Consider the following 22,586-nt stretch of genomic DNA (forward strand, 5'->3'; position numbering starts at 1 on the left):
TTTCCCGAAAGGAGCTGAACTGAAATGGCTGACATTGGCAGACTGGCGATGAAAATATCGGCGGCGGCGTGCGCGATCATCATCGGCGCGAGCGCTTTCGGTCTGGAACACAAGCAGTATCAGCCTGACGGTTCGGACAAAATTTCGGGAGAGCCGCAGAGCATTCTCGCGAAGCTGCCTGCTGACAACGGCTTTGCGGAAGCTCTGAACGGCGATGAGAATGCCGAAGCGGAACACGAAGATCTTAGCGGTGATGAAGCGAAAAATGACCGCGATGATGATACGGAGAGCGAGGCTTCGGCTTCTCCGCGGCTGCCTGAGGAGCAAACTTCGGGCAGCGGCGGAGGAAATAATTGGGGCGGTACGTCGGACAGCGGCGGGTATGCCGACCCGACAAATTCGACCGGTGCGGATACCGACCTCTCGTCGGGAAATTCATCGGGCGGGGGCAATCAGCTTGCGGACGACGAGAGCCGCACCGACACCCCCGGTGATGACCCGCAGGACGGCGCGGAAACTGACCAAGTCTACTTCAAAACGAGCATAATCGACGGCGAAACCGTGGAAAACGCGCAGTACGCTTTCACGATAACGCATCTGAAAAAAGAACTGAAACTCAAACGGCTTGACGTCAGCGTAAACGGCTCGAAAGTGCCTTACAAGGGCGAGGTTACGCTTTCGGCGGAGAACGGCGGGCGCAACAAGATACGGGTAGCGGCGACGTATACTGACAAAGATGGAAAAGTTTACTCCGGCTACCGCGAGTATACGGTATATCTGAAAGAGGCGCAGAGCGAGCCCGACCCGCCTCAGCCGGCCGAGCCGAAGCTTGAAACCAGTCTGTATTCGCACACGCAGTCAGACCCGCAGCTGAACTTCACGGCGTATGTTAGCGGTGAGGCTGAGAATGTAAAGATAACCATTTATCACAAAAATAAGAAGCTGAAAAGTGCGGACGGCCAGTACTCGTGTACACTGGATATGGGGTTAAATACCATACGAATCAGCGCAAAATACGAATACGATGGCGAGCAGAAGCAGGAAGATCTGACTTTTGAAATTAAACTTATTGCGCAAACTACGCCGGAAACCGCGCCGTATCTGGCGTACCAAAATGTGCCCGAAAATGTGCGCGGAACGCTGTATACGCTGGATCTGGCGCCGCGCGACTGCGACGGCAACAAGCTTTTTTACAATAATCTTTTTGTGCGCTTGAACGGCGCGGAGATTCATTACCAGTGGGACGGCGAGTACACAAGCTACCTGCTGAATTTGGTCGGCGGCGAGAACACGCTGGACATACGGATCACCGATAATCAGGGCAGATATGCAGATTTTTCCTATGCGATACAGTGCACGGCTTTGCAGGACGGCGACCTAATCGGCGTTGCGACCATGCAGATCGACGCGAATGTGCTCGGTCTGGGAACTATTGTCAGCGACATGACTGTCGGAATCCGTCAAGGCGAATCGGCGGCGGAGTCGATAGTGAACGCTTTGGAGAATTACGGATTTAATGTAAGCAGTACTGGAAGCTTTGGCGAAGCGTTTTACATTGCCGGACTTCACAAGGCAGGCATGGCGGCGGGCGCGGCGATCGACCCCGAGCTGAAAAAGCGCATCGACGCCGACCCGATGATACATTACACGAGCAACAGCGATCCCGATGGGCTGAGCGAGAAGGATTATACGACCGGCTCAGGCTGGATGATAACGGTAAACGACCATTTCACGAGCTACGGAACGAGTGATATGCACCTGAAAGACGGTGACAAACTTCGGCTGAGATACACATTGGCGTACGGAAAAGACATAGGCGGATACACTGAGGGCGACGAAAATTATGACATTTGCTTCTAAATTTTTGCGATTTTTTTGCACCACGGTAATGGTTTTTACGCTGGTCGGAGGGCTGAAAGCGAGCGCGGAAGAGCCGAAAAGGGAACTTCTGACGGCGGAAATTTACCAAGAAAGCGTGCAAAAAGCGCTCAAGTGGGAGCGTAAAAAGCTTGCTTCCGATAGCCTTTGTGATGGATTTTTGGCGCATGATCTAGCGGGAACTTCCGAAGGAGATTGGTTCGTTTTGGCTGAACGCGTACTCGATATTGATGATAATTATGATGATTACGCTCGCGTTTCAGTTGAAAAATTAGCAGATTTTATGCTTGGACCCGATGGCGGATACCTAACCGAGCCTGCGAGAATAGCTGTTGCGGCGGTGCTCTGTGATGAAGATCAGCGCGAAAATTTTGCGAAATTAGTGGACCTGGACATCTCGCAGGCGGGCGCAAATGAGCTTGCATGGCTCGCCGCGGCACAGAATTTTTGCAGTCTTGACAATGCAAAAACGGTCAAAAAGCTCTGCAAAATGCAGCAGTCGGACGGCGGTTTCGGGCTTTCAAACAGCGATGCAGACATCACTGCGATGGCGCTCATGGCGCTTCCGAAAGACGGTGAAAACGCAGAAAAAGCGCTGGATTATCTGAAAAAATACTTTGCTGAAACGGACGAAATATCGTGCGAAACGGCAGCACAAATGATAATTGGACTTTGCGCACAGGGCGTGAATTGCAGCGAAAGCAGTGATTTTACAAAGGAAAACGGCGTACGGCTGACGGATATTCTGCTGAGCTATCAGACAGATGACGGCGGTTTTTCACACGTTTACGGTGACGAATCGAACACGATCGCAACGATGGAAGCGCTTGCGGCGCTGGCTGTTCAGGGGTATTTTTCAGTCGTCGGAGAGTATTATTTGAACGAAAACTTTGCTTTGACAGACGTACTTTCAACTGAAAATCCGTTTGCAGAGGGCTTTTTTAAGTACGATTCTGATCAAATCGAGTCGATAGATGAACCGCTTGCAAGTGATTTCTCAATGATTTCAGAACTGAAAAATCGTGCTGATGAGTACGGCATTGATGATGAAACGCTTGATATTTTGAAAGAAAAGTATGCGATTTCAAAGCGTAAATGTGATGAGATCGAGAAGCTTAATGCTAAAATCAGAGAGAATTTTTACCCTGCAAGCGATGTGAATTTCACAAAATTGAGCAAAATTTCAGCGCTGAATGAAGAAATTTCTTCATATAAATCGGCTGATAAAGAGCTGATTTTGAGCGCTAACGAGTTGTCTGAACGTGAAAAAGCTTTAAAAAAAGAGGCTGCAGCGGGTGCAATTTTAATTATAATTTTGGCATGCAGCGGCGTTATATACATTATAAAAAGGACAAAATCACATGAGCAATTACGCAAAAAAGATATTTGATGAAGTGAATAAATCGCTCAAAGGCAAGGAGAAAGCTGTGAAAAAGGCTGTTGTTACACTCGCTGCGGGCGGACATTTACTGCTTGAGGACGTGCCAGGAGTCGGAAAAACTACGCTCTCAAAGGCGCTTGCGGCGGCGGCGGGACTTGAAACCAAGCGTGTTCAGTTCACGCCGGATACTCTTCCGAGCGACATTACGGGCTTTACGCTTTGGGACGCTGCTTCAGGACAATTCAGATTTCACAGCGGCGCGGTAATGACGAACATTCTGCTTGCGGACGAGATAAACCGCACTTCCCCGAGAACTCAGGCGGCTCTTTTGCAGGCAATGGAGGAAAATTGCGTAAGTGAGGACGGAAAAACTTACGAGTTGGAGTCGCCATTTATGGTAATCGCGACGCAAAATCCCTACGGTTCGGCAGGCACGATGCCGCTTCCAAACTCACAGCTCGACCGTTTTATGATGAAAATCTCACTCGGCAGACCCACGCAGACGGAGCTTTCGGAGTTGCTTTTACACCGCGCCGAGCATCCAAAAACGGAGATCAACGCGGTCTGCGGCAGGGAAGAAGTGCTGAAAATGCAAGTCGATTGCGATAAAATTTTCTTCTCACAGCCGATTGCGGAGTGGCTTGCGGCGCTTATCGAGGCGACGAATTGTGATGAAAATGTTGCTCAGGGAGTAAGTCCACGTGGCGCGATCGCGATCATGAAAGCAGCAAAAGCTATGGCTTATTTTGATGAGCGCGACTATGTTTTGCCTGCTGACATCGCGGAGATTTTCACGGAATCGGCAGCACACAGACTCGTTTTGACACCAAATGCAGCGGCTCAGAGCGTAAAAGCAGACGAAATTTGCACGAAAATTCTCGTAAATTTACCTCCGCCGCACATGAAAGGAAAGACAAAGTGATAGTTGAAGTAATATTATCACTTTTGATTTCTTTGATCGTTTGGCAGATTTTTGCGTCAATCATCACATTTTTAATTCCGATTCATTTGAAAAATGAAACGAAAATCAGCAAATATCGAATTGAATTGAAGCTGAAAAACACATTGAAATTCGATTTTTCGTGGTCAATTACTGCGAAAATTCAACTTGAAAATCTGTATACTAACGAGAAAACTGAACTGAAAATCAAGCGTACATCTTCTGTAAACGGGTTGCTTTCACTTGGAATCGATGTAAAAAACTCAACTTGTGGACTGCTTAATGTTGAGATTTCTGATGTGAAAATTACTCGTTTCGGTTCGATATTTGGTCGAAAAATTCAAATCGCAAACTCTGAACCATGTCTTATAATGCCTGAGGTTTTGCCTGAAATTTTGAATTTTGAACTATCTGATAGCAATATTTTTTCTCAAAAAAAAGGCAATGGACTGCGCGATGGTGTTCGTGAATATCAATTGGGTGATTCGATGCGCGATATTCATATGAAACTGTCTGCAAAAGCTGGAAAATACATGATTTCTGAACGACCTAACGGTGGAGAAGGCGTAGTGAATATTGTATTTTGTTATTCCGATGATGTCGATATTTCTCAAAAAAATGCATCGCTTTTGCTAACTTTAATGTACGATTGCTTTGCAAAAGGCGGGGAGTGTGCAGTGAAAATCGGCGATGAAATAGTACATGTTCAAGGTGAATGGGACGTCCAAAGTACTTTTCTGAAACTTTTTTCTAACGATAAAAAGTCATTTTTTTCTCGTTCAGCAAATGATTTTGATGGTATTTTGATTGAAAATGGTGAGGTGCATAAGACTTGAAGTTGTCGATTTTGAAACAAAACAGCTCTGATAAAATGGATTTTGCATCATCATTTGCACTTTTGTTCTTAGCAATTTGCTCGTTATTTTTATCGTTTTCTCTGATTTTTGATTCATTTTCTGCAATATATTTTTTTATAATGTTAGCTATTTCCATGCTTTTTTCAATCTCGATCATCAAAAAATCCAAGAAAATTTCGCTTATTATAGCGGTCATCTTACCGATTCTTTACGTTATCTTTCATAATGATTTAATTGATTTTTTTGCCGCATTGCTCAATAAAATTCAGCTTATCATGTTTGAAAAGTATGCCTTTTCAGTGCATTTATTTAATTCAAGTGGCACATCTTTTGCTGCAAAAATCATTTTTCTGAGTTGCCTTTTGCTTCTATTTTCTTGGATCTTTTTCAGTGATTCTAAAATTTTGAAAGCTGTTTTTCTTTCGTTAATGATAGTTTTTGTGGCCTTTTTAGGCAATATTTTATCTGTAGTTTTGGCGATTTTTTGCACATTAATTATGATTTTTTATAATAAAAAGCGCTCTTTTTTGGATGTGATGTCCCGAAGTTTTGCGATAATTTCCGCATTATCTATCTTCATCTCTGCGCAATTTATGCAGGTTTTCTCAAAAAAAATCACCATGAATATTTCAAATTCAGTATATGGCGGCGATGGTTTTCAGTTGCCAATGGGTGATCTAAGTGATTCAAAACCTTTCCGGCCTAAAGGTTTCTCATCGCTTGAAGTTGTGATGGATACGCCCGAAGCCATGTATTTGCACGGTTTTTTGGGGTATAATTATTCTGATGGCAAATGGCAGACGGCAGATTATTCGCAGATCAGTGATTACTCAGAAAAGTTGGCTTATTTGGATGCGCAGAGGTTCATTGCAGATTCTCAGACTGTCATTTTCGCAGAAAATTTTGCTGATGATTTCTCTTTTAATAATGTAACTGTGACGAATCTTGGCGCAAATTCAAGTGTATATTACACTCCTGCAACGGCAAAATATGATGCTTCACCTCGCTTTTTTTCGTCAGGAGGATTTGAAAATTCGAAAAAATTTGGCGAGAAAACGCCTGCTTCATCACTAACTATAGCAGATCTTATCCAAAATTCAAGTTCTTTTTCTAATAAATATCATGATGAAAACGACTTGCTTGACGAAACTTTTATTTCAAATTCAGCAATCTTCGACGAGATCTACACACAGAATTTCACTAAACTACCCGACAATATCAACCGAATTTTAGATACTGAACTTGCTAAATATGATGTTGAGCGTGGCGATTTGAATGACATTGCCAACGTTATTTACGATTATCTTGGTGGTTTTTCGTATGATAATAATTCTTCTAATTTGACTTTGGAACAATTTTTACAGACTTCTAAATCGGGATATTCGATTCATTTTGCAAGTGCTGCGACCGAGATCTTTAGATATTATGGCATACCTGCGCGCTATGCAGAGGGGTATATTGTTGATAAAAATGCGGTTAAAAACAAGCTTTCCGGTTCGCAAATTACTCTTACAGATGCCGATTTTCACGCTTGGACTGAGTACTATTTAACGGGGATCGGCTGGATCCCATTCGAGTCTACGCCCGAGTATTTTAATAAAATGCCGCTTCCAAATGGCGTTTCAGCAGAAAAATTGCTGGAACTGACGCAAAATAATGCTGCGATTCAGCAAGGAAATAATGTGGCTTCGGGTGAAAGAATTGCCGATAAAATTATAGATGATGAAGAGCAAACGAAGAATTATTATTTGATTTTTGCTCTTGCTCCGCTGTTTCTGGCTGCGATTCTTGTAGGTGTGCGAATTCTATATATAAGGAATAAGCTGAAATATGACGCTTCATTTGCTCTCCAAACTTGCGTTTCTCTCCTTAATTACCAGCAAAAACATGTTGAAATGGCAAATGGAATTTACGATTTTTCTGCATTAAGTGATGATTTACAAAGCCAGCTTGATGATTTCCAGAGTGCTTTAATGGAGAAAATCTATTCAAATCATTCTACAGTTCAAATTTCTGATTCACTTGGATTATTTAAAAGTGTAAAAAAATCGACCTTTGCAGATTTAAATTTTTATCAAAAAATCATGTACACTATAAAGGTCTATTTTTGATTTAAGGAGTATTAATGGATAAAATCAAGAAAAAACGCGTTGCAGAATATTCGGCGATTGTCATTATATTTGCATTATTTGCAATTTTTTTTATTAAAAATATTCATCTTTCGACTACAGATGATCATGATAACAATAAAGAAAATCAAAATTATCATGCAGATCTTTCAATAAATTTCGATCAAATATATGCCAAACATAATTATAAAAGGCTGAAAGAAGAATTGAAAAGTGGCGATCTTTTGCCTGAAAAACATTACTTTGCTGATAATGAAACGATTAGTTTTTCGGAGAATGACACGGTATTTGATGTTCTTTTATGTTATTGTGAGGAAAAAAATATATCTCTTGATTATCAAAAACCGTCTGAAAACATTTATAAAACAGCCTATATTAAAGGTATAGGCGGGCTTTATGAGGGCGATTGCACGAAGAGATCGGGCTGGGTCTATTCGGTAAATGGTGATAAACCGAATGTTGGAATGTCGGATTATGTTCTTGAAGATGGCGATAATATTGTCATTTATTTTACGATTTATTAGGGATTATGACGTATGAAAAAGTTTTCGCAACTCAATTCTGGAGTTCTATTTTTGTTTTTTTTGTCAGTGATCGGCATCACAATGTTCACTCAGAACGTCTATTTGCGTGCGATTTCTCTTGTGATTTCGATTATAAATGCATGCTTTTTTGATGTTATAACAGATTATTTTAAGGACTTTCGGTTCTATTTAGCCGTGTTTTTGGTTATCACAGTTTCAAATCCGCTGTTTGTTCACCGAGGAAATACAGTACTTTTTTATGTGAAAAACACACCAATAACGCTTGAAGCAATGGCGTATGGAGCTAATTTTTCGCTTTCCATGATCGCAGTTTTGGCTTGGTTTCGTATTTTTTCTACACTAATGACTGCTGAAAAGATCGTCGAGATTTATGGTAAACGCTTTGCAACATTAGGACTGATCGCTGCTTTGACGCTGAGATATGTTCCAGAATTCAAGCGACGTTTTGCCGAAATTGCCGATGCTCATCGTTCAGCAGGCTTGATATGTGAGGATACTTGGTTTGAAAAAGTCAAAAGCTATCTGAAAATATTTATGTCGCTCGCTGAATTCTCATTTGAAAAGTCGGCAAATACGGCTGTTTCAATGAACGCCAGAGGTTATTTATTACATAAACGCACGCAAATTTCGCACAGAAAATTTCAATTTAACGAACTTCTTGTGCTTATTTTGACGCTTGTCATTACAGTTTGTGTGATAGTTTTCTCCCTCACTCACAAACTTTCAACCTCGTTTTACCCGTCATTTAAAACGGATTTTTCCATGCTCCCGACAATTTTATTCACGATTTTAACTCTTATACCGACATCTTTTGAATTGGAGGATAGACTAAAATGGCATTTATCGAATGCGAAAAATTAAATTTTTCCTATCCTTATGCTGGTGATAAATCGAATGGTTTTGCACTTCATGATATAGATTTTTCACTTGAACAAGGTGATTTTTTGCTCATTTGTGGGACAAGTGGTTCGGGAAAATCTACTCTTTTGCGTCTTCTTAAGCCCGAAATCTCTCCTAATGGAAGGCTTGACGGCAAAATAATTTACGCCGGAAAATTTTTGAATGACTTGCCTAAAATAGCATCTGCTGCCGAGATAGGCTATGTTTTTCAAGACCCAAACGCCGCTTATGTGAACGAAAAAGTATATTCTGAACTTGCATTTTTACCACAGAATCTAGGCTTGTCACCCGAAACTATCGAACTTAGGATAGCTGAGATCTGCGCTTTTTTCGGACTTGAATCTATCATCGGATCAGATATTTGCAGCCTTTCAGGCGGTCAAAAACAACTTGTGAACCTTGCCGCTGTCATGACAGCCTACCCTAAATTGCTGATTTTAGACGAGCCAACATCCCAGTTAGACCCCATTTCTGCTGAGAGATTTAGCGATATAGTTCTGCGAATTCGGCGTGAAATGGGCACTACGATCATTATTAGCGAGCACAATACCGAGAAGTTTTTCAATTTTGCTGATAAGATTTTGTATCTGGAAAATGGTCACCAGCTTGCTTTCGATGATCCGTCTTTGTTCGTAAAAAAAGCTGCAAATCACGACTTTCTGCCCACTTCAGCTAAGCTTTTCTCATCGTTTAAACTTGACAATTGCCCCGCTTTCACGACTTCTTCAGCAATGAATTTTGTGCGAGGTCATTATAAAAATGCTGCTTGCGATCAATTCATAGAGAGCAAAAATCACTTGAATGGTGATGCTGTTAAGGTGGAAAATGCCTACTTTTCATACACGCGACGCGGCAAAGATGTCATTGATAGCCTCGATTTTAATGCTGATTTTGGACGAATCCACGCGATCTGCGGTGCTAATGGCTCGGGAAAAACCACACTTTTTAAGCTCATAAGCGGTCTAAAAACTCTGCGTGACGGCAAAATTTATATTGACGGAAAGCGCATTTCTTCGTACAAATCGGGCGCTCTTTATCGAAATTTGATAGCTTCTCTGCCGCAAGACCCACACGATATTTTCATTTGCGAGAGTGTTAAAGAGGACATTTCTACCTCTCCCGACGGCGAAAAATACGACTTTGAAACCGTAAAAACGTTCTGCAAAAGGCTGAATATTTCCGAAAAATTGCTTGATCTTCACCCTTACGATCTGTCAGGAGGGGAGATCCAGCGGGCTGCTTTGGTCAAACTTTTGCTGCTTGAGCCGAAAATTTTGTTGCTCGATGAGCCGACTAAAGGGCTTGATAAGCGGTGCAAAAGGCAGCTTTCAACGCTTTTAAAAGAGTTGGCGGCGGAGGGTAAAGCCGTGATTTTTATTACGCACGACATGGATTTTATTGCTGAAACTGCCGATGATGTCACTCTGATTTTTGGTGGAAAGGCTGTTTCAAGTCTTCCTGTGCGGCAATTTATCATGCAAAATTCTGTTTATACGACGGCAGCTTCGCTGATTGGCAGAGGTTATTTTGACGAGACAATGACCGATTCCGAGCTTATCTCAAGTGCAGTCAGCCGCAAAAATGAGCGAGGTGATGGCGATGAATAATTCGATTCCGTCGCTAATTTTTGTGTCAGTCTGCGCGATTTTCCTGCTGATCAGCCTTGTCAAGACCGCTCGCCGCAAGAGCGCGGGGTTCATCTCGATAACGGCGGTGCTCACGGCTCTTTCGGTCGTCGGCCGCATTGTTTTCACTCCGCTCGCGGGTTTCAAACCGTGCACTGCGATAATCATAATCGCCGGCGTGTCGCTGGGCGCGGACGCGGGTTTCATCTGCGGTGCGCTGACGGCTCTCATCTCCAACATCTACTTTGGGCAGGGAATGTGGACGTTATTTCAGATGTTCAGTTGGGGGCTTATCGGCGTTCTCTCGGGCATTTTGAGCTCGCAGTTGGGCAAATATAAATGGAATATATATCTATTTGGAGCATTTTCAGGTGTCCTATACTCCTTTATAATGGACGTTTTCAGCGTGATTTGGCAGGACGGCGGCTTTAATTTGGCGCGATTTATCGCTTATGCGGCAGGCTCAGCGCCATTTTGTGCGGTGTATGCGTTTTCAAACGTTGTGTTTTTGCTGATCTTAGGGCCGCGAATGATACGTTCGATCGAGCGGGTGGTCTTGAAATACGGTCTGCTGAAAGAAAATTAGTGTCCGGTTTTTCGGACTTATCAACTGCATATAACAAAAAAACCGCTGATTTTACAGCGGTTTCTCTTTGTGAAGTGGAGCATAGGGGATTCGAACCCCCAGTAAAACCCCTTTAATACCTTGTAAATACAAGGGTTCTGAAAAATGCTTGTCAAATTTTTGTCAAGTCATTGTTCAAAAGGTTCTCAAAGTAACTGTCAATTCTAGTGTCCATTTTCTCACGTTCGCTGCTGAATGTTTCCTGATAGACACGTTTCAACGTTGATGTTGTAGACCAGCCGCCGCGTTCCATCGCGTATTTATCGGGTACACCGAGCAACAGCATTATTGACGCGTTTAGGTGACGGAGGTCGTGAAACGTTAGATCTGGATAACCGTGCTTCTTGACAACACGCTTAAATCTCTTATATATGCTTTCGCCGCTTAGCTTTGTTATGTATTCGCCATCGACCTTATCTACCATGTCTTGTATGATAGGTGGTACGGTCATTTTACGTCGGCTTTCTACTGTCTTAGCGGCTTTTTTCTCAATGGGTGTATTGCCGACATTTACGATTACACGATCTATAAGCAATGTACCGTCATGAAAATCTGATTTTTTTAAACCGCGTATCTCTGAAACTCTGAATCCTTGCCATATACCCAGCAGCACCAGTAGTTCAATCGGTGAATCTTTGAACCAGCTAAGAACTTCCGCTGCCGATGGATATTCCTTGTACTGTTTCTGCACTTGCGGCAAAGTTACTTTGTAGTTGAGCGCGGGATAATATGTACGCATTACCGCAGAAATCAGCCCGGCCGCATTATGCACGGTCTTAGGGGAATATCTAGCAGCGAGATTATTGATCTCATTTTGTATCATTATGCCGTTGATACGGTCAAGCTTCATGTTTAGAAATTCCGTTGAAAGTTGGTTTTTAGGTATGTTTCGGTATTTGTCAACGGTTGTCGGGGATAGTATGTTAGATTTCATGCTGATATAATCTTCTACACATTCCGCAAATGTCTTTTCGGATAATGGCCGCGTTTCAAGAGATTTCAGCCATTCGTCCGCCATCGACTGTACTACTGATTTTTTCGCATGAGTAAATGACTTTGTGCAGCCTGCTTTTGCGCTGTATACTCTCATGCGGTACTTGCCCGAAGCAGTCTTTTCTATTTTGCCCATAATATACCTCACAAATTTGCAATAATAAATATGCACAACGTATGTGCATATTGTTCGATATTTACATTATTCGTCGAATAGTATTTTACCCTTTTCAATGTTCAAGCGATACCAACAGCCTTTTGAATATAACAGATCATCATGCAGACACTTTTTCGCTTTTGAACACTCGATGTATTTGGAACAGCAGCCGAACAGAATTGACGGCATATAGTTTGCGGCTGTATATCTTAGCGCTATATCCGCGTATGTATACAATTCATCGAGCATATCATGTGGGTAGTCTATATCTATGGTTCTGTCAATGGCATTTTCTTTATATTTAACGCAGTGCAGACTATCATAATCATCAACTAGCTTGTTGCTTATGGTGAGCCTGTAAACGAGTTTCATGCGCTTTATGCGTAACGCGAAGTTTGAGCCGAGATAAACCGAATTTGTTTTATTATCAGCAAGTGTTTTGATAGTAAATGCAGAAGCGCCGTCCCTCGATATATTATAATCCGTTTCGACGGTTGCTATAATCTCTTTTAATCTATCCATGTACATATTTATCACCTTTTTCTGAACCTGGAAATCATTTTATCGAAGAACTCATTTTCATTGTATATTTCAATGCCCTTGCCCTTTTGTTGCAGCTCCAAAGCCTTTTTTATCTTGTTGCCGTAATTGCCGCAGCGCCAGTTTTGGCTTCCCAGGTCGCCAACTATCAAATAATCTGTTTTCTGGGTCACGTTTTTGGTTATTATTGCACCGAAATTGGATAGAAAATTACCGACGGACGTTCTTTCGCCGAACTTAAATTCACCTGTTAAGCATATAGTTTTATCTTTAATGTCAAGTGATTCGTTTTCGTGTTCCTGAGCAGTTACGGGATCTAATAAATCAGCAAAAAGCTGTTGCAGATACTCTATTTCCGTATCATCTACTACGCCATCGGCCAGCACCTTTTTGATTGAACGGTCTATATCTGCAAAAGGGTATTTATTGATAAACTCGGTGTGTTCATTCAGCCAATCACGTATTGTATAGACATTTTCCGTTGTTAATTCGCCGCTCTCGAGAATAGTTTTCAACGTATACTGAATTTCTTGAACGGCTTTTGTTTCGGGAGAATATTTTTTCGGCTTTTTAGCAGAAGTAATTCTCTCAGGTGCTGAAAAATCTTGTTTCATAGCCTGATATACATAGTGATTAGCAATGCAATCAGAAAGCGAGCGGTGAGCTTGTTCGTTGACTACGCCATAATATTCAGCAATGGTACTAAGCTTCAGATTAGTCGTATTTAAGTGACAAAAGCGGGCGTATCTGTATGTATCTACAAAGTCATTGTGCAGTTCCTTACCCGTTATGTCATTGTAAACATCATATATAATGTTTACATCAAACCGTGCGATATTATGTCCTAAAAGAATGTCATCGCCAAGAAAGGCAACGTAATCATTTATAACATCGTCAATGGTTGGTTTGCCCGCGACCATTTCATCTGTTATGCCGGTAAGCTTCTGTATTTGAATGGGGATATGTGTAGGAGGACAAACGAGGGTCGAATATTTGTCGGTTATCTGATTATCGCGTACTCTAACAGCCGAAAGCTCTATAATGTCGCAACCATAAATGTTCGTACCTGTTGTTTCAAGATCTATTACAGTATAATTAGACAGAGTTTCAAGCAAGCTATTACCCTTATGCCTTACCTCTTCTGTTTCCTCAGAATTATTGTTACCTGTTTGCGCCGTAGTATTTCCGACTACAACTTTAATTACCATTTTTATATTACCCCCTCTTTCTAGTCGTTTTCACGTGTCCAGCGCACATATTTTATGTATCTGCGGATTTCTAGTAATTCTTCACGAGATAATCCGCTAAGTAGTTTTGACACTTCGTCCACCAACGAAGTGTCTTTTTTTGTGCCATGGGCGAGATACTCAATAGATACATGAAATCTTTCAGCCATTATGGCAAGTTTATCAATGTCGAAAGCATTTCTGCCCGTTTCTAATGCGCTGTAACCTCCGGGCGATATTCCCAAAAGGTTTGCCATGTCTTCTTGTGTCAAGTGGTTTTCTTTTCGGAGTGCCTTAACTCGGTCCTTGATCTCCACATTATCACCTTTTTTGCTGTATATATGATTGAAAATTGGAGTAGACTTTCTTTTCAAGCGGGCTTGTAAGAAACTTATTCCGAGAGTATAGGATTTCCATACGTTCCGCTCTTACCTGCGCGGCCGTAAGCGATATGTCGCACAGCTCAGAGATCTCACGCGCTGTGTGAATATCTAATCCCCATAGCACACACGCCGGAGCAAGCAGCCTTGCCGCGAAAACGTCCGCTTCCTGCTCTATGGTCGGGCGTGACGTGTCAAATGTACGAGCATAGTGTTTGTCACACATAATGTGCCCTAAAAGAATATGCCCGAGCTCGTGTGCGACTGTAAATCTGCAACGCTGTCTAGGCTCTGTATCGTTATAAACGATATACCATTTGGACTTGATAAGATATGTTGCGCCGCTTTCACCCTCTGACAGCTCATTGATAGAGCTGTTTTTTATTATCTTTATACCTAATTGCTTAGCGATCATAGACGGTTTAACGGGCAACTCTTTTATATCAAAATCAATCAGGCATTGCCACGCGGCATTACGAGCGTTTTTGTATGAACCATATATCAACTTTTATCACCTCGCAAGGTAGTATACCCTGCGAGGTTTTTATTATGTATTAAATATCGTCGTCCGTTTCAGCGTTTTCAAATTTCGCTGTGCGCTCAGAAGTCATTTTCACTGTGTCGATCGCGCGGCCATCACCGCTGCGGGCAGCTTTCTGACTTACTGCTATATTTGGTTCTTCAATGCCTAATAGTCTGTCAATTGCTAGGTGCATTTCGGGCATTTGACGATACGCTTTGATTAGCCTTTCTTCATGCGGCGTTATATAAAGTGGTTTGCCGTTCTTGATTTGCGGTTGATAATCAAACAAATAATTGGCATCACATTGCAGAGCCTTCATCAATACCAGAATAGTTTCATCATTCGGTTTATTGTTGTTCTTTTCGTAGTTGCTAATCATTCGATTACCTATCCCCGTAAGCTTTTCTAAATCGGCTTGTGTAAGCCCGAGCTCTTCGCGACGTTTTTTTAGTTTATCGCCTATCATTTCAAGCACCTCCAATCTCTATTAAACATTATAACACAAAATCCAAAAATATCAAGAACTTTTCCAATAAAATTTGATAAATCCAATATTTTTGGTAAACTGCACAAAAAGTCATACAAAAATTTGTAAGCTCTGTTCTAAGATAATTGGAATTAGCCTATTGACATTCTAATTAAATTGGAGTATAATAAAATCAATCCAATATTATTGGAAAACGGCAGGAGGTGAATATTTTGAATAGACCCACAATTGTAGCTTATAACGTCAAAAGGATTTTGAGAGAAAGAAAAATATCACAAAAAAATTTCGCAGAACTCAACGGGATTAGTTATAAAAAGCTAAACAATAAGCTTAACGGATATGAAAGCGTATATCCCGAAGATATAGTATTTTTCTATAATTCTCTTGATTGTGACGTTAACGAGCTTTTTAAACCCCGCGCAGAAAGCGCCTGAACATGAAGCGAAGAAGGGAGGTGAAGCAAATGAAACTTTGCTTTTTGATAGTCTGTATTTTGCTGATAATATCAGTAATCACGGCGCTAAAATGGAAAATTTCTACCCGGGCGTTAGTATGGTTCTGCAAGGATAAGTCCATAGAGCCGACAGATGAAGAAATTGCCGACTATACGAGGAAGGTAGTCGGCAAAATGTTCAAATTAGATTGAGGTGAAGCAAATGAAAAATGACGAACGTAAAGCGGGCGTGCTGTCTGTTATATTCTGCGTATCGCAGATGATAGCCTGCTTCGCACACAGCCTAACGGGCATGGCGGTATCAACAGCAATTTTCATGCTGATACTCGCACAGTCGGCGAGCCGAAGCAAGCTGGAGCGCAGATTGCGCAAATATCGGCACGCCGCTGATCGCAGGATAGCCGACGAGCTGAATAAATAAAAAAAGAACCCTCCCGAAAAACGAAAGGGTTCAGAGCGCCGACCATCTCACAAGTAAGCACTCAGTTAGAACATTTAAGCCCGTGTAAAACTTATTATGCCCATGACTTTATTATAACTGGTGCTGCGAGATTTGTCAAGCAAAACACAAAAATTTGTGCGAAAAACAAAATAAAAATTCAAAAAGGGGGCGTTTTTATGCCGAAAACATTTTTGCGCGAAATAGACCGTTTTGAAAGCACAATGCGCGATAACTTCAAGCTGCTGCGCGCATTCGATAAGGTCGAGGACACCGCCCGTATCATGGGCTGCTCAAAGGGTACTGTAACAAACCGTACATCGCACCCGCTTGACCTGACACTTGCTGAAATATATCTTATATGCCGTAGCAAAGGTATCACTGTTACAGATTTCGTCAGCGGCAGGCTCGAGCTCAGAGGACGCGAACCGAGAAAGGAGTGATAAGATTGACGAACCGAAAGTTCAAAGACTACCGCAAAAACAGAATAGCATATAACGTGGTTGTTGATAATTACAAAATGCTCTGTATCATACTGCTTACGCTTCACGACCTTTACCCAAAGACTTTCTACGCAAAGAAAATGCAAGAATGGCTAGAGGATTTCGCCGATAGCTGCAAGATGATGAACGATTACGAGAACGACGGCGCGTATGATTTCAAGATGAAGCAGTTCGTTGAAGAATGCGGGATAGACGAGGACATTTGTATAAAGATCGTGCGCAAACATTTGAAAAATCATAATTGGCAAAACGCCGCTGTGTTAGCTGAGAATGTCAAGCTTGCTCTCGTTCAGCTTTCGTGCGATTACGGCTTCGGAAAACAGCGGTTAGGCTGCCTTATAAAAACGCTGCTTACAACAAGTCGCATCAATGCCCTTGAAGAGATAAAGGCGTTTGGCATTGAAAACGAATGGGACATAGGACAGATGGACTATACAAAGCTAAAGCCCAAAAAGGAAAAGAAGATCAGCCTTGCGGAATCGCGCGAAGCTAAAGCAGGCCTTGAAGCCTTTCGTCGATGGACGAATGAAAACGTTCCGAAAAAGGAAGAGGGGTGAATATCATGAACAAGGCAGAGATCTATAAGCTGCTTGTAAAGCTGGGCGTTCCCGCAGGACACGATGGATTCAAATATATCATGGAAGCTGCGATTTCGGCAGATACAAGCAAAAGCAATAATATGGGGGATATATTCTCTACGGTCGGCGAAAAGTATCTCAACAGAAAAAACAATTCTGCAAGCAGAAATAACGTTGAGAAAATGATACAGCGTTCAATAGAATACGCGTATGATCGCAAGCCCGAATTATTCAAAGAAATGTTTGGCTATGATGAAAGACCATCTAACAAGCAGTTTATATGTGCGATAGTGAATTATTTTCGCTACGGCGTTGAAAATACCACATCTAGTATATCATGATAATATGATATACCAGGAGAGATATTATATTTAGGAGGTAAAATCATGAAATACAACTGTAACAACACGCTGGACTATGTGCACGAAGCAGCACGTATGTGCAGAACATACAGAGGAGGCTGCTTCGACTGCCCGTTACACGGTCTGGGCTGCGAATTGGACGACATCACGCCCGAACACATCAAGCGCGTGCAGGCATGGTCGGACGCTCACCCCGAGAGCAGGCTGACAGACAAGCAGGTCGAGATATTTAAGGCGCTGAACCTGCTTGGGTTCAGATACATCGCAAAGGACAGCGACGGCAAGGTATACGCGTACACCGAACGCCCCAGAAAAGGGCTTGAGATGTGGGGCGGGAATGGCGGATACTTCGACCTGAACCTGAAATCGAAACACATTAGGGCGGGAGTTTTCGACGCTATTTCGTCGCTAGTTGATTGGAGCGACACAGAACCGCTTTATATAGCTGACTTACTCGCCGCCTTTCTCGAGGAGGAAAAACAGTGAGCGTTAAGGTGGAAAAGCAGGCCATCGAAAGACCATATACCCGCCTGCTAAACGAGATAGGCAAGCGAGAGATCAAACATAAGGCTATTCAAAAAGCGCTTGGAATATCTAAATGTTCGCTTTCAGTGAAGCTTCACGGGAAGAGAAATGCAAATTTCACGCTTGCGCAGGCCATTATCATTCACGAAAAGTTCTTCCCTGATATACCTATTGAGGAACTATTCAAAAAGTAAGAGTTGAAACGGAGTGATTCCAATGTCTGAGGATATAGACAGCTATATAAGGTCGTCATATTCGTTCAAGGAGATCAACACATATACAAAAGAGCTTTCGCTTGAAACAAAGGAACGAATATCAGTTGAAGTAATAAAGCGAGCGTTAAAGCTCTGCCGACATAAAGCCGCGATCGCGTTTTCGGGCGGAAAAGATAGTGAGGTTGTCGCAGATCTTATTGAGAGATATTTTCCCGAAGAGTTCAAAAGAGTACATTGCATTTTCGGCAACACGGGTATAGAGTTCCCCGAAAGTTTGAAATTTGCGCGCAAATACGGGCGTGAACACTTCGCCGACAGATTTCACGAAACGGAGCTGTCAAGGCTTGAAGAAGATGAATTGCGATATGATTTCGCCCGCGAACTTGTAGAGGAGCTGGAAGACGAGGGCGCTCTTGATGAGATATTAAAGCCCGACGGCAAGTTAAAAGGGCAAAAAGCGTTGATAGCTGCCGCGAAAAAGCGCTGTTATCGGCTAGATCACAGCAATTGTTTTTTCGCAGGGCATAGAAAGACGTTTGCGTATTGCATTGAGCAATACGGCGCGCCGCTGCTCGGTAAAGCGGCGAGTAGGCTTGACGCGCATAGAATCAACATCGAATGTTTTTTGAAATACTCAAACTCGTTATCAGAAAAGGACGATCTGAAAGAGTATTACGGCATTCTTCAACAATGCAAGTTTTCGCAGCATTGCTGCAAGCTTCTGAAAAAAGAGCCGTCCGAGCGCCTGCAAGCCGAATTAGACGTTGACGTTATATTCAAAGGTCTTATGGCTGCCGAGAGCCATTCAAGACTTACCAGCATTGCAACACGCGGGCATATCTTCGCAAGTCATAGACCACATATTGAAGACGGCGCATTTTATCACGTCAACCCGCTTGCGTTTTGGACTGATGATGACGTGTGGGCATATATCCACAAGTATGATCTCGAGTATTCGCCGCTTTACGATATTGAGTACACGGACGCCGACGGAAACAAACAGCATATCACGCGCAACGGCTGTATCATGTGCGGTACAGATATTCAGTACAGGGATAACCATTTATCTATCTTGCGGCAAACGCACCCCCGAGCCTGGCGGGTTTGTATGGAAAGCTTCGGTTATCGCGAAGAGTTGTACAAGCTGTTCCGCTTGAAGCGTAACGTGAACATATTTGACAGTTTCACGGACGAAGGTACAAGTTCGCGCATGATCTCGAAGTTCGGCAGTACAAAAGCGTTGCTAGATACCCGTCCATGTGCCTTTGATGAATTTGGCGAGCTTGTAGATCTGACGGGAACAGGCCTTGAAAACGAGTACGACGCTGAAATAGCTATACAGAATGACGGTCAATTCAAGTGGATATAGGAGGGTAACAATGAAGATCAAACCGGAGCAGATATTGCCGCTTGTTCTTATTATTATAAACGTCCTCGCCGCTATCGTCTGCTTTATTCGTAAAGACATTAGGGGCGGTGTGTATTGGCTCGCAGCGGCTATTCTCAATCTAGTTGTTGCTTTCTAGTAAAAAACAAGGAGTGATTATAAATGAAAGTAGTATCAAGAAATATAGATCTGCCAATAGGCAAGATCTATCCACACCCTGACAATCCGCGAAAGGACGTCGGGGACGTAGCAGAACTTGCTGAAAGTATCAAAGCAAACGGCATTTTTCAAAACCTCACGGTTATAAAGGGCGGCAAAGGTGCGCCGACGGCAGACGATTACACCGTTATCATAGGACACCGCAGGCTTTCGGCAGCTAAGCAAGCGGGCTTAAAGCAAGTTCCTTGTATGGTAGTTGAAATGGACGAGCGAGAGCAGGCGGCAACAATGCTGCTCGAGAATATGCAGCGCTCCGATCTCACCGTATACGAGCAAGCACAAGGCTTTCAAATGATGTTAGACCTTGGAGAAACGCAAGACGGGATAGCAGAAAAGACAGGCTTTAGCAAATCCACGATCAGACACCGCCTTAAATTGCTTGAACTCGACCAAGAGGAGCTTCGCAAGGCACAGGAACGGCAGGCTACATTTTCGGATTATATCGAGCTTGAAAAAATCAAAGACCCGAAAAGCAAAAACGAAGCGTTAAAAGCAGTGGGTACAGCGAACTTCAAGTGGACCGTAGAGAGATTAGCGCGAGCCGAAAAAGAAGCGCTTAATACAGTTGCGAACAAAGCGTTACTTGACAGCAAGCTTAAACAGATAGATAACAAGGAAAGCGTTAAGTGTAGAATGCTGACAAGTATATCAATTACCCAGGACGTTAATAAATTCGCGGATTGGCTAAAAACTCAAATCGAAAGCGGCGCAAAATACTACGGCATATCATCATATGCGTGGGTAGCTGTCTATGATGACGGCAAGACGTTGACAAAGGAAGAACGAGAAGCCGAAGCAAAGCGAAAAGAGGAAGAAGCCCGCCGCGCAGAACGTGTAGACAGAGTAAGCAAGTTGGAAAAGCAGGCGCAAGAGCTACGCAAAGATTTTGTAAAGAGCTTTGCAAATAAGGAGCATATAAAAACACTTACAGAAGCTTTTCTTGCTGAGCCCTATCTTTACGATATTATATATGATGATGTTGCAAAAATGCTTGACGTTAGCACGGAATACGAAAAGGCAGAAAGTCTGGGGGATTTTTTTAAGTGCAAGGAATATCGCGAATGCGTAAAAAAACACCCCGAAAGAGTTATGCTTGTAATGCTCTGCACGATATATGAGGGCATAAGCACAAATAAGACAACACTTCACGATTATTACGGCAGATACAGCCGCAATTCAAGGCTTGAAAATTGGTACGCATTGCTTACCAAAGTCGGTTACATGATGGGCAGTGACGAACGCAGGTTGTTATCAGGCGCTCATGAGTGTTTTTCCGGACTTTGATAGGAAAGGAAAACATCGTGAGTGAAAAAAGAACTGCGGAGATAATAGCGGAAAATAGGCGTTTAGCTGAACGCCTAAAATTAACGCTTGACGATTACATAAGTCTTTATAAAGTTTGTGAAGAACTGTTAAGGCAGTATAAGAACAATGAAAACGTTAAAGCGGGCTTTGAAAAAATTGAACAAGAGCTAGATGAAAAAATGCCGTGTCCGTTTTGAAATCTAAAGGAGTTGATAAAATGACTGATGAAGAAGCAAAGCAAGCATTTTTGAAACAATGCAGCGTAGTTGAACGTAACCGTTCGGCGAGGTCAGATATTCATTACAAGTGTATATCAGCGCTTATTTATAGGCTGGTCAATGGCAAGCCTGCTTTATCGGTTGAGCTTGCCGACCGAAGCACAAATAGCGTTACGATAGCTAAACCAGATACCGTAAGAGAGGAAATTTCATGAAAGTAAAAGTTGTTCCAATGAGGGAATATCCACAAGAGATTGAAGAAACAGTTCAGAAAATCAACAAATGCCTTAATATATCTCTTTTCGATTGGCAAATCGGCTACATTTTTTACAATAAGCCATTGCCAAAGGAAATATCTTTTGCTAGGCGTGCAGGGAAAACACTTGCAGCCGCTCTAAGAATGTGCCTTAGTAAGGCAGAGCCGATTTGCTTACGAGAGCCGATTTGCTTACGGCGGCGAGATATTGTTTTAGAAGGTACGGAAACGCACAAGGTGTTGTCTTATTTCGGCGATGAAGATGTAGCGAACAAGTGCAGAATGAACATTTTCTACGAAACAGCTAAGGAGGTTTACTTCTCTCTGAAAAATATAGACGTAGAACTGCGTGAAATAATATTTGAATAGGAGGAATCATAATGCATGAAATCAATTTAAGACCAGGCGAGGAGTTTTGGTATAACAACATACGTTTTATTTGCCTCGACATTATCGACGGCAACTACTTAGCGATAACGGCTGAATGTTGGTGTGAAAAGCGTTTTAACGAGGAGTACAAGGACGGCTGCAACAACTGGGAGAAATCCACTCTCCGCCGCTTTCTTAACGAAGATGTACTCGAGGAACATTTTAACACGGAACATCTTGTAAAGCAAACGTCTGATCTTATTGCCGATAACGGCGATAAAGCTTACGGAACGTGTGAAGATTATATAACGCTGCTCACTTGCTACCAGTACCGCAAGTATAGAGATTATGTGCCGCTCTTTGAAGAATGTATGTGGACGCTTACTCCGTGGAGGTGCGACACCGGCGACGCTTGCAGCGTGCGTGGCGTCATCCCGACAGGAGCTATCAGCGACTACAGTGCGCGCAGCAGTCACGGGCTCGCCCCGGTTTGTTTATTTAATTCTGATAATCTCATATTGAGTCGCCGAACGGAGCTGCTTGACGGCAACAGAAACGAGGAGGGTTGAT

The 22,586-nt window shown here is 42.6% G+C and carries 29 protein-coding genes; 23 read left to right on the plus strand and 6 right to left on the minus strand.

All coding sequences use genetic code 11. From position 1 onward, the window contains the following. The first annotated feature begins 24 nt into the window (after nucleotides 1–24). Genes LI114_RS06905 through LI114_RS06945 form a run of 9 tightly spaced genes read left to right on the plus strand, consistent with a single transcriptional unit; the run spans nucleotide 25 to nucleotide 10,841 of the window. The gene (locus LI114_RS06905) at nucleotides 25–1,860 is read left to right on the plus strand and encodes a DUF4430 domain-containing protein (RefSeq protein WP_227220042.1); all 1,836 of its coding nucleotides are present in this window, start codon (nucleotides 25–27) and stop codon (nucleotides 1,858–1,860) included. Further along, nucleotides 1,844–3,268 (plus strand): prenyltransferase/squalene oxidase repeat-containing protein, encoded by a 1,425-nt coding sequence (locus LI114_RS06910; protein WP_227220043.1) that lies wholly within the window; start codon nucleotides 1,844–1,846, stop codon nucleotides 3,266–3,268. The genes LI114_RS06905 and LI114_RS06910 overlap by 17 nt, the downstream gene beginning before the upstream one ends. After that, nucleotides 3,240–4,181 carry an AAA family ATPase gene (locus tag LI114_RS06915; protein ID WP_227220044.1) on the plus strand — a complete coding sequence of 314 codons (942 nt, stop codon included), beginning with the start codon at nucleotides 3,240–3,242 and terminating at the stop codon, nucleotides 4,179–4,181. Before LI114_RS06910 ends, LI114_RS06915 begins: the two co-directional genes overlap by 29 nt. Next, nucleotides 4,178–5,035: a DUF58 domain-containing protein gene (locus LI114_RS14295; protein WP_227220045.1), complete on the plus strand. Its 858-nt coding sequence runs from the start codon at nucleotides 4,178–4,180 to the stop codon at nucleotides 5,033–5,035. The genes LI114_RS06915 and LI114_RS14295 overlap by 4 nt, the downstream gene beginning before the upstream one ends. Before the next feature lie 11 nt (nucleotides 5,036–5,046). Continuing rightward, a complete protein-coding gene (locus LI114_RS06925) occupies nucleotides 5,047–7,167 on the plus strand; it encodes a transglutaminase-like domain-containing protein (RefSeq protein WP_227220046.1) in 2,121 nt (706 codons plus the stop codon). Nucleotides 7,168–7,181: 14 nt separating this feature from the next. Next, nucleotides 7,182–7,709, plus strand: a complete 528-nt coding sequence (locus LI114_RS06930) for a DUF4430 domain-containing protein (RefSeq protein WP_227220047.1) — start codon at nucleotides 7,182–7,184, stop codon at nucleotides 7,707–7,709. Nucleotides 7,710–7,721: 12 nt separating this feature from the next. Then, nucleotides 7,722–8,591: an energy-coupling factor transporter transmembrane component T family protein gene (locus LI114_RS06935; protein WP_227220048.1), complete on the plus strand. Its 870-nt coding sequence runs from the start codon at nucleotides 7,722–7,724 to the stop codon at nucleotides 8,589–8,591. Beyond that, nucleotides 8,564–10,237 (plus strand): ABC transporter ATP-binding protein, encoded by a 1,674-nt coding sequence (locus LI114_RS06940; protein ID WP_227220049.1) that lies wholly within the window; start codon nucleotides 8,564–8,566, stop codon nucleotides 10,235–10,237. Before LI114_RS06935 ends, LI114_RS06940 begins: the two co-directional genes overlap by 28 nt. Next, a complete protein-coding gene (locus tag LI114_RS06945; protein WP_227220050.1) occupies nucleotides 10,230–10,841 on the plus strand; it encodes an ECF transporter S component in 612 nt (203 codons plus the stop codon). Before LI114_RS06940 ends, LI114_RS06945 begins: the two co-directional genes overlap by 8 nt. Nucleotides 10,842–10,992: 151 nt before the next feature. Here the strand turns inward: LI114_RS06945 and LI114_RS06950 are convergent, their stop codons facing one another. The 6 genes from LI114_RS06950 to LI114_RS06975 form a co-directional block, all read right to left on the minus strand. Further along, nucleotides 10,993–12,009 (minus strand): site-specific integrase, encoded by a 1,017-nt coding sequence (locus LI114_RS06950; RefSeq protein WP_227220051.1) that lies wholly within the window; start codon nucleotides 12,007–12,009, stop codon nucleotides 10,993–10,995. 66 nt (nucleotides 12,010–12,075) lie between these two features. Continuing rightward, the gene (locus tag LI114_RS06955) at nucleotides 12,076–12,552 is read right to left on the minus strand and encodes a hypothetical protein (protein WP_227220052.1); all 477 of its coding nucleotides are present in this window, start codon (nucleotides 12,550–12,552) and stop codon (nucleotides 12,076–12,078) included. An 11-nt stretch (nucleotides 12,553–12,563) separates the two neighbouring features. Further along, nucleotides 12,564–13,778 carry an exonuclease domain-containing protein gene (locus LI114_RS06960; RefSeq protein WP_227220053.1) on the minus strand — a complete coding sequence of 405 codons (1,215 nt, stop codon included), beginning with the start codon at nucleotides 13,776–13,778 and terminating at the stop codon, nucleotides 12,564–12,566. A 20-nt stretch (nucleotides 13,779–13,798) separates the two neighbouring features. Continuing rightward, nucleotides 13,799–14,113 carry a helix-turn-helix domain-containing protein gene (locus LI114_RS06965; protein ID WP_227220054.1) on the minus strand — a complete coding sequence of 105 codons (315 nt, stop codon included), beginning with the start codon at nucleotides 14,111–14,113 and terminating at the stop codon, nucleotides 13,799–13,801. Between the two features lie 4 nt (nucleotides 14,114–14,117). Next, entirely contained in the window at nucleotides 14,118–14,681 is a 564-nt protein-coding gene (locus tag LI114_RS06970; protein ID WP_227220055.1) for an ImmA/IrrE family metallo-endopeptidase, read from the minus strand. Between the two features lie 49 nt (nucleotides 14,682–14,730). Then, complete coding sequence (locus LI114_RS06975) at nucleotides 14,731–15,165, minus strand: helix-turn-helix domain-containing protein (RefSeq protein ID WP_227220056.1); 435 nt, start codon at nucleotides 15,163–15,165, stop codon at nucleotides 14,731–14,733. Nucleotides 15,166–15,398: 233 nt separating this feature from the next. On the opposite strand from LI114_RS06975, the gene LI114_RS06980 reads away from it, so the two are divergent. From LI114_RS06980 to LI114_RS07045, 14 genes are all read left to right on the plus strand, one after another. After that, nucleotides 15,399–15,620 (plus strand): helix-turn-helix domain-containing protein, encoded by a 222-nt coding sequence (locus LI114_RS06980; RefSeq protein ID WP_227220057.1) that lies wholly within the window; start codon nucleotides 15,399–15,401, stop codon nucleotides 15,618–15,620. 222 nt (nucleotides 15,621–15,842) lie between these two features. Then, complete coding sequence (locus LI114_RS06985; protein ID WP_227220058.1) at nucleotides 15,843–16,061, plus strand: hypothetical protein; 219 nt, start codon at nucleotides 15,843–15,845, stop codon at nucleotides 16,059–16,061. 197 nt (nucleotides 16,062–16,258) lie between these two features. Then, nucleotides 16,259–16,522 carry a hypothetical protein gene (locus tag LI114_RS06990; RefSeq protein WP_227220059.1) on the plus strand — a complete coding sequence of 88 codons (264 nt, stop codon included), beginning with the start codon at nucleotides 16,259–16,261 and terminating at the stop codon, nucleotides 16,520–16,522. A 5-nt stretch (nucleotides 16,523–16,527) separates the two neighbouring features. Next, nucleotides 16,528–17,139, plus strand: coding sequence for a hypothetical protein (locus LI114_RS06995; RefSeq protein WP_227220060.1), 612 nt, complete (start codon nucleotides 16,528–16,530; stop codon nucleotides 17,137–17,139). A 5-nt stretch (nucleotides 17,140–17,144) separates the two neighbouring features. After that, nucleotides 17,145–17,501 carry a sporulation initiation factor Spo0A C-terminal domain-containing protein gene (locus tag LI114_RS07000; RefSeq protein WP_227220061.1) on the plus strand — a complete coding sequence of 119 codons (357 nt, stop codon included), beginning with the start codon at nucleotides 17,145–17,147 and terminating at the stop codon, nucleotides 17,499–17,501. Between the two features lie 45 nt (nucleotides 17,502–17,546). Then, the gene (locus LI114_RS07005; protein ID WP_227220062.1) at nucleotides 17,547–18,008 is read left to right on the plus strand and encodes a hypothetical protein; all 462 of its coding nucleotides are present in this window, start codon (nucleotides 17,547–17,549) and stop codon (nucleotides 18,006–18,008) included. Continuing rightward, nucleotides 18,005–18,241 (plus strand): hypothetical protein, encoded by a 237-nt coding sequence (locus tag LI114_RS07010; RefSeq protein ID WP_227220063.1) that lies wholly within the window; start codon nucleotides 18,005–18,007, stop codon nucleotides 18,239–18,241. Before LI114_RS07005 ends, LI114_RS07010 begins: the two co-directional genes overlap by 4 nt. A 22-nt stretch (nucleotides 18,242–18,263) precedes the next feature. Beyond that, a complete protein-coding gene (locus tag LI114_RS07015; protein WP_227220064.1) occupies nucleotides 18,264–19,631 on the plus strand; it encodes a phosphoadenosine phosphosulfate reductase family protein in 1,368 nt (455 codons plus the stop codon). Nucleotides 19,632–19,641: 10 nt separating this feature from the next. After that, nucleotides 19,642–19,788, plus strand: coding sequence for a hypothetical protein (locus tag LI114_RS07020; protein WP_227220065.1), 147 nt, complete (start codon nucleotides 19,642–19,644; stop codon nucleotides 19,786–19,788). A 23-nt stretch (nucleotides 19,789–19,811) separates the two neighbouring features. After that, nucleotides 19,812–21,152: a ParB/RepB/Spo0J family partition protein gene (locus LI114_RS07025; RefSeq protein ID WP_227220066.1), complete on the plus strand. Its 1,341-nt coding sequence runs from the start codon at nucleotides 19,812–19,814 to the stop codon at nucleotides 21,150–21,152. A 17-nt stretch (nucleotides 21,153–21,169) separates the two neighbouring features. Then, nucleotides 21,170–21,370 (plus strand): hypothetical protein, encoded by a 201-nt coding sequence (locus tag LI114_RS07030; RefSeq protein ID WP_227220067.1) that lies wholly within the window; start codon nucleotides 21,170–21,172, stop codon nucleotides 21,368–21,370. A gap of 20 nt (nucleotides 21,371–21,390) precedes the next feature. Continuing rightward, a complete protein-coding gene (locus tag LI114_RS07035; protein ID WP_227220068.1) occupies nucleotides 21,391–21,606 on the plus strand; it encodes a hypothetical protein in 216 nt (71 codons plus the stop codon). Beyond that, nucleotides 21,603–22,016: a hypothetical protein gene (locus tag LI114_RS07040; protein ID WP_227220069.1), complete on the plus strand. Its 414-nt coding sequence runs from the start codon at nucleotides 21,603–21,605 to the stop codon at nucleotides 22,014–22,016. Before LI114_RS07035 ends, LI114_RS07040 begins: the two co-directional genes overlap by 4 nt. A gap of 11 nt (nucleotides 22,017–22,027) precedes the next feature. Next, the gene (locus tag LI114_RS07045; protein WP_227220070.1) at nucleotides 22,028–22,585 is read left to right on the plus strand and encodes a hypothetical protein; all 558 of its coding nucleotides are present in this window, start codon (nucleotides 22,028–22,030) and stop codon (nucleotides 22,583–22,585) included. The last annotated feature ends 1 nt before the right edge of the window (nucleotide 22,586 follow it).

Source organism: Ruminococcus sp. 210702-SL.1.03, from assembly GCF_020559915.1.
Taxonomy (GTDB): domain Bacteria; phylum Bacillota; class Clostridia; order Oscillospirales; family Ruminococcaceae; genus YE71.